Source organism: Meiothermus granaticius NBRC 107808 (genome assembly GCF_003574355.1).
GTDB classification, from domain to species: domain Bacteria; phylum Deinococcota; class Deinococci; order Deinococcales; family Thermaceae; genus Meiothermus; species Meiothermus granaticius.
In genome coordinates, this window is record NZ_QWLB01000044.1 from 1 (window position 1) to 13,400 (window position 13,400).

The 13,400-nt window shown below is 63.2% G+C and carries 17 protein-coding genes; 7 read left to right on the forward strand and 10 right to left on the reverse strand.

What is annotated here, in order from left to right; genetic code table 11:
* Positions 1–2: 2 nt before the first annotated feature.
* From Mgrana_RS13490 to Mgrana_RS13520, 7 genes are read left to right on the forward strand one after another with little or no spacing between them, the layout of a single operon-like run.
* Positions 3–1,076 (forward strand): FecCD family ABC transporter permease, encoded by a 1,074-nt coding sequence (locus tag Mgrana_RS13490; RefSeq protein ID WP_119358128.1) that lies wholly within the window; start codon positions 3–5, stop codon positions 1,074–1,076.
* Positions 974–1,696, forward strand: coding sequence for an ABC transporter ATP-binding protein (locus tag Mgrana_RS13495; protein ID WP_170146488.1), 723 nt, complete (start codon positions 974–976; stop codon positions 1,694–1,696). Before Mgrana_RS13490 ends, Mgrana_RS13495 begins: the two co-directional genes overlap by 103 nt.
* A gap of 3 nt (positions 1,697–1,699) precedes the next feature.
* The gene (locus Mgrana_RS13500; RefSeq protein WP_119358129.1) at positions 1,700–2,257 is read left to right on the forward strand and encodes a histidine phosphatase family protein; all 558 of its coding nucleotides are present in this window, start codon (positions 1,700–1,702) and stop codon (positions 2,255–2,257) included.
* Positions 2,245–2,751: a bifunctional adenosylcobinamide kinase/adenosylcobinamide-phosphate guanylyltransferase gene (gene cobU, locus Mgrana_RS13505; protein ID WP_119358130.1), complete on the forward strand. Its 507-nt coding sequence runs from the start codon at positions 2,245–2,247 to the stop codon at positions 2,749–2,751. The genes Mgrana_RS13500 and cobU overlap by 13 nt, the downstream gene beginning before the upstream one ends.
* An 8-nt stretch (positions 2,752–2,759) precedes the next feature.
* The gene (gene cobT / locus Mgrana_RS13510) at positions 2,760–3,806 is read left to right on the forward strand and encodes a nicotinate-nucleotide--dimethylbenzimidazole phosphoribosyltransferase (protein ID WP_119358131.1); all 1,047 of its coding nucleotides are present in this window, start codon (positions 2,760–2,762) and stop codon (positions 3,804–3,806) included.
* Positions 3,807–3,863: 57 nt separating this feature from the next.
* Positions 3,864–4,094 carry a C1orf53 family protein gene (locus Mgrana_RS13515; protein WP_240631376.1) on the forward strand — a complete coding sequence of 77 codons (231 nt, stop codon included), beginning with the start codon at positions 3,864–3,866 and terminating at the stop codon, positions 4,092–4,094.
* A gap of 4 nt (positions 4,095–4,098) precedes the next feature.
* Positions 4,099–4,797, forward strand: a complete 699-nt coding sequence (locus Mgrana_RS13520) for an adenosylcobinamide-GDP ribazoletransferase (RefSeq protein WP_119358132.1) — start codon at positions 4,099–4,101, stop codon at positions 4,795–4,797.
* A 35-nt stretch (positions 4,798–4,832) separates the two neighbouring features.
* Here Mgrana_RS13520 and Mgrana_RS13525 read toward each other — a convergent pair whose 3' ends face one another.
* From Mgrana_RS13525 to Mgrana_RS13570, 10 genes are all read right to left on the reverse strand, one after another.
* On the reverse strand, positions 4,833–5,594 hold the full coding sequence (locus tag Mgrana_RS13525; RefSeq protein ID WP_170146489.1) for a flavin monoamine oxidase family protein: 762 nt from the start codon (positions 5,592–5,594) through the stop codon (positions 4,833–4,835).
* Positions 5,595–5,606: 12 nt separating this feature from the next.
* A complete protein-coding gene (locus Mgrana_RS13530; RefSeq protein WP_170146490.1) occupies positions 5,607–6,149 on the reverse strand; it encodes an FAD-dependent oxidoreductase in 543 nt (180 codons plus the stop codon).
* A gap of 315 nt (positions 6,150–6,464) precedes the next feature.
* Positions 6,465–7,787 carry a cytochrome P450 gene (locus Mgrana_RS13535; RefSeq protein WP_119358135.1) on the reverse strand — a complete coding sequence of 441 codons (1,323 nt, stop codon included), beginning with the start codon at positions 7,785–7,787 and terminating at the stop codon, positions 6,465–6,467.
* Between the two features lie 108 nt (positions 7,788–7,895).
* Positions 7,896–8,408 carry a hypothetical protein gene (locus Mgrana_RS13540; RefSeq protein ID WP_119358136.1) on the reverse strand — a complete coding sequence of 171 codons (513 nt, stop codon included), beginning with the start codon at positions 8,406–8,408 and terminating at the stop codon, positions 7,896–7,898.
* Positions 8,409–8,527: 119 nt separating this feature from the next.
* Positions 8,528–9,838 (reverse strand): cytochrome b, encoded by a 1,311-nt coding sequence (locus tag Mgrana_RS13545; protein WP_119358137.1) that lies wholly within the window; start codon positions 9,836–9,838, stop codon positions 8,528–8,530.
* A gap of 9 nt (positions 9,839–9,847) precedes the next feature.
* Positions 9,848–10,492: a QcrA and Rieske domain-containing protein gene (locus Mgrana_RS13550; RefSeq protein WP_119358138.1), complete on the reverse strand. Its 645-nt coding sequence runs from the start codon at positions 10,490–10,492 to the stop codon at positions 9,848–9,850.
* 61 nt (positions 10,493–10,553) lie between these two features.
* Positions 10,554–11,033 (reverse strand): cytochrome C, encoded by a 480-nt coding sequence (locus tag Mgrana_RS13555; RefSeq protein ID WP_119358139.1) that lies wholly within the window; start codon positions 11,031–11,033, stop codon positions 10,554–10,556.
* 9 nt (positions 11,034–11,042) lie between these two features.
* Positions 11,043–11,852, reverse strand: a complete 810-nt coding sequence (locus tag Mgrana_RS13560) for a c-type cytochrome (RefSeq protein WP_119358140.1) — start codon at positions 11,850–11,852, stop codon at positions 11,043–11,045.
* A 122-nt stretch (positions 11,853–11,974) separates the two neighbouring features.
* On the reverse strand, positions 11,975–12,730 hold the full coding sequence (locus Mgrana_RS13565; RefSeq protein ID WP_119358141.1) for a sugar phosphate isomerase/epimerase family protein: 756 nt from the start codon (positions 12,728–12,730) through the stop codon (positions 11,975–11,977).
* Positions 12,727–13,386, reverse strand: a complete 660-nt coding sequence (locus tag Mgrana_RS13570; RefSeq protein ID WP_240631377.1) for a monothiol bacilliredoxin BrxC family protein — start codon at positions 13,384–13,386, stop codon at positions 12,727–12,729. The genes Mgrana_RS13565 and Mgrana_RS13570 overlap by 4 nt, the downstream gene beginning before the upstream one ends.
* Between the last annotated feature and the right edge of the window lie 14 nt (positions 13,387–13,400).

Here is a 13,400-nt window from a genome sequence, read left to right on the forward strand (position 1 = left end):
GGGTGGGGGTGTTTGCGGTGCTGCTGGGGTTGCTGCTTTTGGCTTTGGTGCTGGGGGTGAGTGCGGGGGCAGTGAAGGTGGCGCCGCTGGAGGTATTTCAGGCCCTGAGCGGCACCGTACCCAACCCCATCATCAGTGAGCTACGGCTGCCCCGGGTATTGGGGGCCATGCTGGTGGGGGCGGCCTTGGGGTTGTGTGGAGCGGCCTTTCAAGGGCTTTTTCGCAACCCCCTGGCCGACCCCTACCTGATGGGCTCAGCGGCGGGGGCGGCGTTTGGGGTGACCGTGGCGGTCACCCTGGCCGGTGGGCTCACCACGGCTTTCGCGACCAACGCGATTTTCGAGCGGGTTCCGGCCTCGGCTACCGGGTTTGGGTTTGTGGGGGCCGTAGGTGCGGTGGGCCTGACCTTGTTGCTTTCCGGGGGGGCCTCGAGAACCCACGATCTGATTCTGGGAGGGGTGGTGGTCAGTTCGGTGCTGACCAGCCTGACCACCCTTCTGCTGCTGCATGATGCCAACAGGATCTTCTCGGTGTTTGCCTATACCGTGGGCAACCTGGCGTTTGTGGGTTGGGAGGGGGTGCGCACCATTGGCCTGTACCTAGGGCTCACCTTGCCGTTGCTGGTGGTGCTGGGCCGCACCTTGAACGCCCTGGGGCTGGGCGAGGAGACCGCCCGCAGCCTGGGGCTGCCCCTGGGGTGGCTCAAGCTGGGGATTATTGCTGCAGTAACCTTGCTCACGGCCTCGGCGGTGGCCTATGCGGGGATCATCGGCTTTGTGGGGTTGGTGGCACCGCACGCGCTGCGACGGATTATGGGGGGGGATTATCGTTACCTGCTCCCGGCCTCGGCCCTGGGAGGGGCGGTGTTGCTTTCCCTGGCCGACTGGCTGGCTCGAGTGCTAATTGCCCCAGCCGAGCTGCCGGTGGGGGTGCTGACCACGCTGATGGGTGGGCCATTTTTCCTGTACCTGATGTGGAGGAATCGTGCGAGGGGATCAGCCTGGAGCTGCACCGGGGGGAGTGGCTGGCCCTGCTGGGGCCCAACGGGGCGGGGAAGAGCACCCTGCTGCGCTTGATGGCAGGGCTCCTGAGGCCCCGCTCCGGAGAGGTTTGCCTGGAGGGACAGCCCCTGATGCGGTACTCCTCCTGGGAGCGCGGGCAAAAGCTGGGGTTTTTGTCCCAGATGGGTGGGGTTCCAGAGGGGCTGACCGTGGAGGAAACGGTGGCCTTAGGGCGTACCCCCTATTTAGGCCTGCTCGGGCGGGAGGGGCCTGAAGACCAAGAGGCCGTGCTCTGGGCCATGGAGGTTACCGAGACCCTCTTTCTGCGGAGCCGGCCCCTGTCCCAGCTTTCGGGGGGAGAGCTGCAGCGGGTATTGCTGGCCCGGGCCTTGGCGGCCCAGCCGCACTACTTGCTCCTAGACGAGCCCACCGCTCACCTGGACCTGCGCCATCAAGCCGAGTTCTTGACCCTGATGGAGAAGCTGCGCCGCCAAGGGGTGGGGGTGCTCACCGTACTGCATGACCCCAACTTGGCCCGTTCGGCGGATCGGGTGGCGTTTGTGGTGGAGGGTCGGCTTTGGGCCATGGGTCAGCCCGCAGAAGTGCTTCAGGAAGAGCGACTGTGTGGGGTATATGGTCCGGGGGTACAAGTGCGCATGGTCGAGGGGCAGCCGGTGGTGTTGCTGGGGGGGTAGGGTATGGGGGTTGAGCTTTGGTTGGTGCGGCATGGGGAGACCCTTTGGAGCCGGGAGGGGCGGATGACCGGCTGGAGCGACCTCGAGCTCACCCCCGAGGGCCAAGCCCAGGCCCTCGCACTCCGCCCGTGGTTATCCACAGGGTTATTCACAGCAGTGTATAGCTCGGACTTGCGCCGGGCAGTGGTCACCGCCCGGCTGGCCTATGGCGAGCCCCGGCCCGAGCCCCGCTTGCGTGAGCTGAACTTTGGCCGGCTCGAGGGGCTGGGCTGGGGGGAACTCGAGCCCGCCCAGCAGGCAGCCCTTACCGCCTTCGAGGGGTTCGTGGCGCCGGGTGGTGAGTCTACCGCACAGCTCTGGGCTCGCCTCGAGGCCTTTTTCGGGGCCCTGCCTTCCGGGCGATACCTCTGCTTTACCCACGGTGGGCCGATCCGGGCCGTGCTGCGTAGGATGGGCCAGGACCTGTGGATTGCGCCGGGCGCGGTGGTGGGGCTGGACTGGAGCCAAAAGCGGCGATTGGAGCCAGAGGCGCTGAGCCGGGGAGGGGTATGCCGGGGCTGATTTTTGTGACCGGTGGGGCTCGAGCGGGCAAGAGCACCTTTGCTCAACAGCAGGCCCAAGCCCTGGGGGGGGAGGAGGTAAGCTTCATCGCCACCGCCCAGGGGCTCGATGCCGAGATGCGTGAGCGCATCGCCCGGCATCGGCAAGAGCGCCCCGCACAGTGGGAGACCCTCGAGGAGCCTTTGCAAGTGCCTGCGGCGCTGCACAGGGCCCGCTACCGCGTGGTCTTGCTGGATTGTTTGACCTTGTGGGTGGCCAATCTGATGCAGGCCCAGCAGGAGGTTTTGCCGAGGGTAGAGGGGTTGCTGGCGGCTTGGGCGGAGACCGATAAGACCTTGGTTGTGGTCAGCAACGAGGTTGGGATGGGCATCGTACCGGAGAATGCCCTGGCCCGGGCCTACCGCGACCAGTTGGGCGCGGTCAACCGGCGGGTGGCTGAAGCGGCTGAAGCGGTGTACCTGCTGGTGGCAGGAATTCCCCTGAAGCTGAGATAGGGGTTAGGGTGAGACCAAGGATTCAACCCATAGAGGAGCAGTGGCTCGAGGCCGCTCGGCAGCGGCAGAACCGCCTGACCAAACCCCCCGGTTCGTTGGGGAGGTTAGAGGAGGTGGGGGTACGGCTGGTGGCGATGCAAAAGACGCTAAAGCCCCGGCTGGACTGGGGCGCGGTGGTGGTTTGTGCCGCCGATCATGGCATCGCGGCCGAGGGGGTCTCGGCCTACCCCAGTGAGGTCACCCGGCAGATGGTGCACAACTTCCTGGCCGGTGGGGCTGCGATCAATCAGATCGCTGGGGTTTGTCAGGCCAAGGTCTATGTGCTTGATGTGGGGGTGCGGGGAGAACTGCCCGAGCACGAGCGCTTGATCACTGCAAAAAGGCGTTTGGGAAGCGGGAATATCGCTCTGGAGCCCGCCATGTCCCGCTCCGAAGCGGAGGAGGCCCTGGAGGCCGGGAGGGCGGCGGCCCAGCGGGCGATTCGTGAAGGGGCTACGATTCTGGCTGCGGGGGATATGGGGATCGGCAATACCACGGCGGCGGCAGCGCTGACCGCCGGGCTGCTGGGCCTGGAAGCCGAGGCCGTAACCGGGCGGGGCACCGGGGTGGATGCCGCTGGGTACCGGCGCAAGCTCGAGGCGGTACAGGCGGCACTCCGCCGGGCCCAGCGGGCAATGGGGGATCCGGCCCAGGCAGACCCCCTAGACCTCCTGGCCCAACTCGGTGGACTCGAGCTTGCGGCCATTGCCGGGGTATTGCTGGCCGGAGCCGAGGCCGGGGTTCCCCTGGTCAGCGACGGTTTTCCGGTGACGGCGGGGGCCTTGGTAGCCAGTCGCCTGGAGCCGCATCTGCGTGGATACCTCTTTGCGGGGCATCGCTCGGTAGAACCCGGACACACCGCGCAGCTCGAAGCCCTGGGGCTGCGCCCGCTGCTCGAGCTGGAACTGCGGCTGGGCGAGGGTACTGGGGCGGTGTTGAGCTTTCCCTTGTTGCGGGCCGCAGCCGCCACCTTCTCAATGGCTACCTTCGATGAGGCTGGGGTCTCCGAGGGCTGAGATTGCAGGTTAAACCGGTATACCGGAATGGGATCCGGCCTAGAATCATCCCAAGGAATGAAGATGGCGAAGCGGCTGGTGGAAGGGGAAGACTACTACTTGGAAGGTGGACTCTATGTCTTTACCGGCAAGTACCTGCTAGAGCGCGGCTATTGCTGCGGCTCGCGCTGTCGCCACTGCCCTTACCCCCGTGCCGCTCAAAATGAGGCGGTGCGGCGGCGGCTCGAGGGCCACCCCATCCGAAGCCCTGCCGAGTTCGAGGCCGCCCTGAAAGCTGTGGAACAATAATCCGGTGCGCCCGTTCTGGCTGGCTTTGGGGTTTCTGACCACCTTACCCACCCCCCATTTGGGAGAGGTGAGGGAAGGGGAGATGCGCGCTGCATCGGCCTTTTATCCGCTGGCAGGCTATGTCATCGGGGGGATACTGGCGCTGGTGGCCTGGCTCGGCCGAGGGTTGCCCCCAGGCCTGGAAGGGGCGTTGCTGCTTGCGGCCTGGCTGGCCCTTACCGGATTGTTGCACCTGGACGGTTTGCTGGACTCGGCGGATGCCCTGCTGGCAATGAAACCGGTATCGGAGCGGCTGCGCATTCTGGGCGAGGTGCATCTAGGCAGCTTTGCTTTTGGGGTGGGGTTTGTGCTGCTGTTGTTGAAGTGGCAGCTGCTGAGTGCGGCGCCTTCACCCTGGCTGTTGTTGTGCTTGCCGGCCTTGGTGCGCTTTGCTCTGTTGTTGCCCATGAACCTGTATCCTCCGGCTCGCCCGGAGGGTTTGGGAGCACGGGCTAGGGAAGGCCGGGTGGGTTTGGCCCTGCTGTTTACCCTACCGGCGATCGTGGGGTTCCCGCTCGAGGCCCTGGCCACCTTGCTGGGAATGTTGGGCCTGGCCCGTTGGGCTGCGGCCCGGCTCGGGGGAGGGCTTTCGGGGGATGTGTATGGGATGTTGGTTGAGGTGGGGGAGACCTTGGGGCTGCTGGTCTTCTTGATCAAGCCGTAGGGCCGGCGCTGAAGGCCGGCCCAGTCCCGCAGGGGCTAAGTTCCGTACCCAAAGACCCGGGCCCTTTCGGGCTCGAGGTGTGGGCGGGGTTTGAATGGCTGGAGCTGCCGCGCCGCGAGCACCTCTTGTGCCGCCCGTTTACCGCTGGCGTAGGCTCCGTGAACGGTGGCCGCCCAGGCGTTGGAAGCGGTATGCTCTCCCGCGAAAAACAATCGGCCTCCCACCGGCCTGGCCAGCACCGCCCTGGCCGTAGAAGCCCCCACCGAGGCCTTGCTGTAAGCCCCAAGGGCATAAGGGTCATCGCGCCAGTGGGCCAGATGGCTCTTGCTGGGGGTGAGGTCGGGCCGGTTTAGGGCTTGGCGCAGGGTCTCCAGCCCTTGAGCGAGGGCCTGCTTTGGCGGTAAAGCCAGGAGTTCGCGGGCCTTGGCCCCGGTGGCCAGCGAGGTTAGGATCTCGTAGCGCACTCCGTGGCCCCTCGAGCTGCTCCACCATTCGTCGGGGTTGGCTCCCGGCACGTACAGCTCGGTGATGCCCGGCGGCAGTACCGGGGTATCGAAATGGTAAAAGAGCTTGACCGCATCGGCGATCCCCAGCTGAGCGATGGCTTGCTGCTTCTCCCGGGGTAGCTCGGGGATAAATCGCACCCCACCAGCTTTTAGAACCCCCAAAGGGAGGGTGAGGATGGCCTGGTCGGCCAGGTAGACCCGTCCAGCAGCGGTGGTTACCTTGACGAAGGAAGGGCCCCACTCGAGGGTCTCCACCACCGCTCCCAGCCGGATGTCCAGCTTGGAGGACAACTTTATCGCTAGTTAATCATAGCCGCTAAGGATGCGGTAATCTCCTTCCTCAGCGGACTTATCGTGAAGGAAGTCCAGGGCAGCCTTGGCGCTCAGGGCTCCCGCGTGGTCGAAGTCCGAGATGTACTCCTGGAGTTTGTAGGGGATTCGCTGCCCCTCTAACCCATTTCGGACCAGGTATTCGGCCAGGGACTCCTCTCCCAGCGCTTCGGGCCAGTGTACCGCCCGGATATCGGAGAACCCCCGCTCCTTACAACCGACCTCGGCCACGGTGCGTAAATCACCGTTCCTCAGGCGCACCAAGGTGTCTTCCTGCTGGGTAATGGCGAAGGTTTTGAGCTGGAGTTGTTCCGCTAAGGGGAAGGTTGGAACGGCAGAGCTGTGGATGAACTCGGCTCCGAGTTCGATGGGGGTAGGAGCAAAGCTGCGATCGGTGTGGATGCGTCCTCCGACGCGGTTGCGGGCTTCTAAAACGAGAACCTGGTGGTTCGCTTGGTGTAGGTCTTGGGCTGCGGCTAAACCCGCGATGCCCGCCCCTAGTACGAGCGTTTTCATGAGCAACACCTGTTTTTTTACACTGCTTAGGACCTTTCTTCTGGGAATTGTTGTAGATGCCCAGACATCACCCTGCCGACTTAGTCGCTCCATCGTGCCCTGGCGGGGCATGGTGGCAGTTCGTCGAGTGGTTTCGCGCGTCTTGCGCTTGGTATATGCCTTGAGATGGCAAGGCCGCCAATGGGTTTGTCGCGGTACCTCCTTTAAGGTCGGGTTTCCCCCACAGGGGTACCCCCAGTGTACCCAAGCGCCGCCCACAGGACAGGGAGTTAAGCACTTTCTAGTCAGAAATCCTGTCCTGTACGACCATAAAGGCTATCGGGGCTCGAGGCGCACCTTCAGCCCATGCTTGGGCCGCAGGGTTATGGAGGGTTCCAACCTGGGGGCCTCGAGCACCTGCAGCCGGTAGCGCTGGGCGATCGTCGCCAGGATGAGCGGGGCTTCCATGAGGGCGAAGTTATTGCCGATGCACATCCGGGGGCCTCCCCCAAAGGGAAAATAGGCGTATTTGGGGAGGCGTTTTTCTAGGCCCCCCGCCCAGCGCTCAGGGCGGAACTCGAGGGGTTGCTCGTACCAGCGCGGGTCATGATGCACCACCCACTGGCTCATCTGGAGATCGGTGCCCTCTGGCACGAAGTATCCCCCGATCTCGGTGTCTTGGGCGGCCCGGCGGCCCACGCTCCAAACCGCAGGGAGCAGGCGCAGGGTCTCTTTGATCACCAGATTGGTGTACTCGAGGGCCTCCAGATCCTCCAGGGTTGGGGTGCGGCCTCCCAGTACCCGCTCGAGTTCGTCATGTAGCCGGGCCTCGGCCTGGGGATGTTTCCAAAGCAGGTAGAAGGCCCAGGAGAGGGTGTTGGAGGTGGTTTCATGCCCAGCCATGATCAGGGTTTTGCACTCGTCCAGCAGCTGGGCATCGCTCATCCCGCTGCCTTCTTCGTCCTGGGCTGCCAGGAGCATCGAGAGCAGGTCGCCACGGTCGGTGGGGTTTTGGCGGCGCTCCGCGATGACCTGTGCGGTGAAGCGGTTGATTTCCTCAACCCCCTGGTTGAATAGGCTCTGCGCTTCTGAGGCCCCGCTGAACATTCCGGCCATCCCTCCCAAGGCCCAGTCCATCGCCCGACCAAAAGCCTGGCTTTGTTCCCCCACCTCGGTGTCAAAGAGGGTCTTGAGGATGATCTCCAGCGTCACCCGCATCATGTCCGCATGCACATCGCGCTCTTGCCCTTCCTGCCAGTCGGCCAGCAGCCGCAGGGCATACCCGGCCATAACCTGCCCATACCCCGCGATCCGCTCCCGATGAAAGGCCGGTTGGATCATCCGGCGCTGGCGCAACCAGAAGGCCCGCTCGCTGGTCACCAGGCCGTTGCCCAGAAGGGCTTGGGTGGCCGGCTCACTGTAGCCTTTGTCAAAGAGGCGCCCGGTTTGCAGGTGAACCCATTCGATGTGCTCAGGGTGGGAGAGGAGATAGCCCTGCCACTCCGGATGGCTCAGATCGACCACATCGCCGAGCTGGCCCGCAAGGTAGGTGAACTGCTCCAAAGGGTTCCCCTGGAAGCTTTCCAGCACCCGTTTTTGCTCGGGGCTTAGGCTGGCTAAGCCGGGAGGCCGCGGGTGCGATGGATGGGCTGAGCTCATCCCTCACCCCTGGCGGTTGGGGTGTAGGGCTCGAGCCGCGGCCAGGATCTCCTTGCGGCGGTCGGCTTGGACATGAACCGATTGTACCCGGCCAGGGGTCGGCTGCCCTTAGGACGCTCCTGCGGGGAATAGCCCCAGCAGTTGGAGGATCCGCCGATGTCGCTCCCGCTCGCTCAGAAACCCCAGCCCCCGCCGGCGCCCCAGCCAGGACTTAAGGGCTCGAGCTCGCTCGGGTACTCCGAACCGCTCGGCCAATTGCTCAACGGGGCCGAGCTCGGCGGGAACGCTCTCGCTGCTATAAGAGCAGACCCGGCAGGCCAGCACCATGGGGTTGGAATCGTAGGCAAAGACCGGCTGGCCTCGGTCAAAAGCCCACAGCAAGAGCAGTTCATCCTCCAGGTTCATCGCGGCCAGAAGGGGGACCTCCAACCCTTTTGACAGGCTGGCCGCAATCGCACTGAATTCCTCCTGCTGCTGGTAGAAGCGCTCCAAGGGGGGCGAGCCTCTCCCCAGACAGAGCCCCTCCGCCTCCAGTTCACCCGGTAGCCCCATAGCCCTGAGGGCCCGCTGAAGCCCCTCGAGGGCCCCGCCTTTCACCGTGATGGTGGCGTAAGAAGCCATGCTTCAACCCCAGGATATATCGCGCCCTTCACAGACGTGGCCACCTGGATGGAGGAGCGCTGTAAAACCACAAAACCTCCGCCCGGGCGGAGGTTTTGCTTTGAGGGCTGGGTCTGTTTTCAGGCTCTTGGGGCCTGGCCTCCCCCCACGATCAGCTCGATCTCGGGCTCTTTTTGCCAGGTCTCTCCCCAGATGGCCCGCATGATCCAGAAGCTCACAAAATAGGTCACGATGGGGACCACGATGATTAAGAGCCAGGCTCGAGAGATGGTCAGCCATTCCATCCCAGGATCGCCGATGTACCCGGCCATGGTGCACATGATCAGGAACATCAATCCAGCGATGGTCAGGCTGGTGCGCCGGGGATGGCGGCTGGGCAGCTCGAGGTAGCGCTGCTTAACGTTGCCCTCGGTGAAGCTGAAGAAGGGGATCAAAATAGCCCCCACCAGCAAGATGCTGGGAATGACCACCCCACCCCAAAACTCCGGGCCGAACTTCCCGCCATTGAACAGCGGGATGGTGAACTCGAAGCTCGAGGGGATGATCTTCAGCAGCCCATAAATCCACAGGAAGTACCAGTCCGGCTTGACGTTAGGGGTGTTGGCCGAGAGGGGCCCATAGGCTTCAACCGGGTGAGCCAGGAAGCCCCCCCCAATCAGGAAGACCACCGCCACAAATACCAGAAACAACACCCCGCTCATCAGGCCTTGCTGGGGGAGGGCCGGAACCCCCAGAATCTTGCCCGGGGCCACCTTCTCAGCGTATTTGGGCTGGGTGTGCTTCTGCTTGATCATGATCAGCAGGTGCAGCCCGATCAACCCCATCAGCACCAGGGGCATCCAGAGCACATGCAAGGAGTACAAACGGGGGATATTGTGGCTGGAACCGGGGAAATCCCCGCCGAACATGATCTGAGCCACAGCCACCCCCACCCAGGGCACCGATTCAGCGATGCCGTGACCGATTCGGGTTGCAGTGATGGCGTAGTTGTCGTAGGGCAGGGCATAGCCCAGGAAGGCCACCACAATGGTGACCACCAGCATCAGAATGCCGATAATCCAGTTGAGCTCGCGCGGTTTTTTGTAGGCCCCTGAAAGCAGGATGCGCAGCAGGTGTAGAAAAGCAGCCGCGATCATGATGTGTGCTGACCAGTGGTGCACGCTGCGAATGACCGCACCGAAGGGCAGCGAATCAATGTAGAGGATCGAGGCGTAAGCCGCCTGTACGGGGTCGGTCAGGCCCTCCACCTTGACCAGCTGGGTGGAGGGTTCGTAGTTTAGGGTTAAGAAAACCCCGGTCAGCACCAGCACGATGAAGGAAAAGAGGGTAATCTCGCCCAAGAAAAAAGTGTGGTGTACTGGGAATACCTTACGGAACAGCTTGGCATTAAGCCTGCCGAGGTCCAGCCGTTCGTCCAACCACTGGTACATATCCCCTCCCTAAACTTCCTTACCTGGCTCTGCCACGAAAAAGGCGGTGGCGATGATCTGATTGTTCTCGACCTTGATCGGCAACTGGGGAATCGGCTTGGGGGGAGGCCCCGAGACCACCTTGCCGCCATTGGCCGGGTCATAGTGGCCTTGGTGGCAGGGGCAGACGAAATCTTCGGTGGAGGCCTCCCAGTTGCTGACGATGCAGCCCAGGTGCTTGCATACCCCCGAGTACGCCACTATCCCACCCGCAGCGTCCTTGGCGGTGGCTGGGCTCAGCCGGCTGGGCTCGAGCTTAACCACCAACACGGTGTTATTGGGATCTCCTCCCTTGACCACGTTGGTTTTGGGGTTCATGGGATAGGCGATGGTCTGAGGCCCACCCAGCTTCAGATCGGCGGGGCTGATGGGCTTGTCCTTGTTGTCTCCCTGGGCATAGACCAGGATGTCCCCGGCGGCCAGGGGCTCGTTCTCGGGGGTTACCACCTTTTTGGGCACCAGCCCTGCCCCCACATACAAGGTGGAAAGCAAGGTTCCGGCCACCCCCACCCCAATTGCGGCTTGCAGCACCGCCCGGCGGGTGGCGTGTACCGCGGGGTCTTCGTCTTCGTGAGCGTGAATCTCGTGCTCGAGTTTGGCTTCTTGATCGGCCATTGTGGCTCCTAAACTTTAGGCTAGCAGATATCCTGGGGGTGAATCTGGGTAAAGCTGACGTTTACCAAGGGAACTCGGCTTTGTCTGCTTCAGCCATTACCTCTTGCTCCAGGAAAAACTTCATGTAGATTACGACCAACAGGGCGATCAAAAACATCATCGCCGCAAACACCCCGCCCTGTAGGGCGTTGGGGTTGAAGCCCTCTTTCGCCGCATAAACCAGGGTGCGGGCAAAAAACCCGGACAGCCCTACCAACAAGAGCGAGAGCACCACCCCGGCGACCATCGGCAGGCTGCTCGGTGGGGCCATGTGCTTGCCGGGGCGCATCTCAGAACCCTCCAGGTAGTTGCTGATCAGGCCGATAAAGCCGTACATGAAGAGCACCATGGCGAAGGCCATCAGCCCGATGCTGCCCACGGTGAGGTGGGGAACGGTGCCCGATTCCATCACCCGCATGTGGGTGTTGAGGTAGGTCATGAGGAACAGCGCTGCTGCAGCCAGGATCGCCCCAAAGGGGACTATGGTGTCGTTCTTGTACATCCGGGCCTCCTAGCGGCTGGCCTTGGCTTCAGCCGGGGTTACGCCACCAAACTTATTGCCCCAGGAGTTGCGAATATAAGTGGCAACAGCCGCCACGTCCTGATCGGAGAGTTGGCCGAAGGGGGGCATCGCCTGGGAGTACTTTTGCCCGTTGACCACCACCCCAACGTTCAGCCCATGGATGATGGTGTTGGTCACGTGCTTGACGTCGGCCAGGTGAGGGTTGCCGGCCAGCGGGGGAAAGACCCCCGGAACCCCTGTTCCACCGGCTTGGTGGCAGCCGGCGCAGTTGGTGGTAAAGACGCCCTCCCCGGCCTTAAGCAAGGCTGCGTCTACCGCAGGGGCTGGGCCAGCTGTGGCTTGGCCAGCCGCAGCTTGTTCCCCACCGCTGGCGGGGGCCTCTTTGCTGGGGGGTGGGGCAACCTCCTCGAGGGTCTTGTTGGTGCTTCCGGTCACCGCGAAAAACAGCCACACCGCCCCCAGCACCACCACCGTAGCGATCACCGCGGCCACCCCAGGGAAGCGGTCCCGGGCTGGCTTGATATCGGGGTCGGCGACCCTTAGGGTCAGGTCGAGATGGCCGGAGACCTCCTTGCCCGCCTCGAGCCCCTGCACCAGCACCCCGGGGGTATTGGCCACCCTGAAGGGAATTTCCTTGATCTCGCGGCTACCGTTGGTGTAATGGGTTATGACTTGTAAGTGATGATCCCCATCCGGTAGGGTGCGGGTATCGTAGGTGACGCGGAAGGGGGGGTGCTTGAGCACCTGCACCGGGGTAGGGGCATCATCCAGAAAAACTTCAATCCGCTCGATTGGCATCGCTAGATTCCTCCTCGCCACAGGTTAAATGTTAACCTCGGCACACTCCAAAAGATTACCAGAAAAAAGGCACATTCCTCCCATCCTGTTTAGGCTAAAGGGGGAGCGGCGGGGCAAATGTCCTAACCGCGTAGCAACTCCACGCTGCGCCGTACCCCTGCGGCCCCACCGGTGACCTCAAGCGCCGCTGTTCCCTCAAAACCGCGCAGCACTTCCCGCACCCACCGCCAGTTTACCCGCCCCTCCCCGCAGACCGCATGGGCATCGTAGCTGCCGTCGTTGTCGTGTAGGTGCAGGTGGATCATCCGCGGGCCCAGTTGCTGGTAGTACTCCTCCATACCCCCAGTTCCGCGCTGCACCAGGGCATGTCCGACATCTAGGCAGAAGCCGTAGTTCGGGTGGGCGGCCAGAACCTCGGCCAGCTCCTGCGGGGTCTCGAGCAGATCAGCGGGGCTAAGCCCGAGGTTTTCCAGCGCCACCGGCAGACCCAGCTCGAGCCGGGCCAATCCCTGGTGCAGCCGCTTGCGGCCCTGCTCGAGGGCGATGGGCAGACGCAGGGGGACCAACCCGGTATGCAGTACCCCGCAGTGGGCTCCCAGCGCTGCCCCAAAGGCGATGGCCCGCTGGGTGCGCTCGAGGGAAAGCTGCTGGACCTCGGGGACCAAGGAGGCCAGATTCCAGTCCACGAAGGGCAGGTGCACCGTGAACCCCACCCCTGCCGCTCGCCCCATCTCCCTCAACTCTTGGGCGCTGGGCAGGCGGGGGTCCATCTCGTGCTGGTCATATGCCACTTCCAAAAACAGGCCCAGCTCAGCCGCCAGATCAAAGGCTGCAGGATACTCCAGGCCAGCGGTGAGAGGACTAAATCCAAGGTTCATGCTTCTTCAAGTTGCAGGGTCTCGAGCCGGGCCCGCAGCTCCTTGGCCCGTTCATACAGGGGCGTGGCCTGGGGATGCTCGCGCTCGAACTGCAGGATGGTCATGGGGTGGATGTGGTGCTCATCGGGATTGCCAAAGAGCGAGTTGAGCACCTCGAATTCCCGCTGCGAGCGCAGCGAGGCATCTTCGCGGAAGAGGTTGAGGTAGTTCCATTGGAACTGGGGTTCGCTGATGGCTCCGCTGATATAGGCATCCAAAAGGCGCTTGTAGGGCTCGAGGTTGGAAGAAGCGCTCTCCGCAGGCTGAGCCTGAGGCTGGCCGAGATGATGATGGAATAAGGGCTCGAGGTTCTCGATCGTAATCTCCCAGTTGTCCAGATCGAAAAGCGGCTTTCCACTCTTGAACAAGATGACCTGCGGGGATTGATGGACGATCCCGGTGCGCTCGGCGACGCGATTGGAGGCCGGACGATGCTCCACCACCCGGATAATCCCCACCGGAACCTCCGGGTAAAGGCGCAGAAGGTGCTCGAGGTTGCCCCAGCCCTGCATGGTCTTGTGGCAAGTCCCGGCCTTAAAGATGGCGGCAACAGGATTGGCCTCGATGAAGTGGTCGGCCTCTTCAGGGGTGGTGAGGGCGTACATCCGCTCGTTCATGCCATAGAGCTTAT

Bases quoted from the DNA above. Each gene is read 5' to 3' on its own strand.
- Mgrana_RS13500 (WP_119358129.1), top strand. From the start codon at position 1,700: ATGGGGGTTGAGCTTTGGTTGGTGCGGCATGGGGAGACCCTTTGGAGC.
- cobU (WP_119358130.1), top strand. From the start codon at position 2,245: ATGCCGGGGCTGATTTTTGTGACCGGTGGGGCTCGAGCGGGCAAGAGC.
- Mgrana_RS13515 (WP_240631376.1), top strand. From the start codon at position 3,864: ATGAAGATGGCGAAGCGGCTGGTGGAAGGGGAAGACTACTACTTGGAA.
- Mgrana_RS13530 (WP_170146490.1), bottom strand. From the start codon at position 6,149: ATGAAAACGCTCGTACTAGGGGCGGGCATCGCGGGTTTAGCCGCAGCC.
- Mgrana_RS13535 (WP_119358135.1), bottom strand. From the start codon at position 7,787: ATGAGCTCAGCCCATCCATCGCACCCGCGGCCTCCCGGCTTAGCCAGC.
- Mgrana_RS13540 (WP_119358136.1), bottom strand. From the start codon at position 8,408: ATGGCTTCTTACGCCACCATCACGGTGAAAGGCGGGGCCCTCGAGGGG.
- Mgrana_RS13545 (WP_119358137.1), bottom strand. From the start codon at position 9,838: ATGTACCAGTGGTTGGACGAACGGCTGGACCTCGGCAGGCTTAATGCC.
- Mgrana_RS13550 (WP_119358138.1), bottom strand. From the start codon at position 10,492: ATGGCCGATCAAGAAGCCAAACTCGAGCACGAGATTCACGCTCACGAA.
- Mgrana_RS13555 (WP_119358139.1), bottom strand. From the start codon at position 11,033: ATGTACAAGAACGACACCATAGTCCCCTTTGGGGCGATCCTGGCTGCA.
- Mgrana_RS13560 (WP_119358140.1), bottom strand. From the start codon at position 11,852: ATGCCAATCGAGCGGATTGAAGTTTTTCTGGATGATGCCCCTACCCCG.
- Mgrana_RS13565 (WP_119358141.1), bottom strand. From the start codon at position 12,730: ATGAACCTTGGATTTAGTCCTCTCACCGCTGGCCTGGAGTATCCTGCA.
- Mgrana_RS13570 (WP_240631377.1), bottom strand. From the start codon at position 13,386: ATGAACGAGCGGATGTACGCCCTCACCACCCCTGAAGAGGCCGACCAC.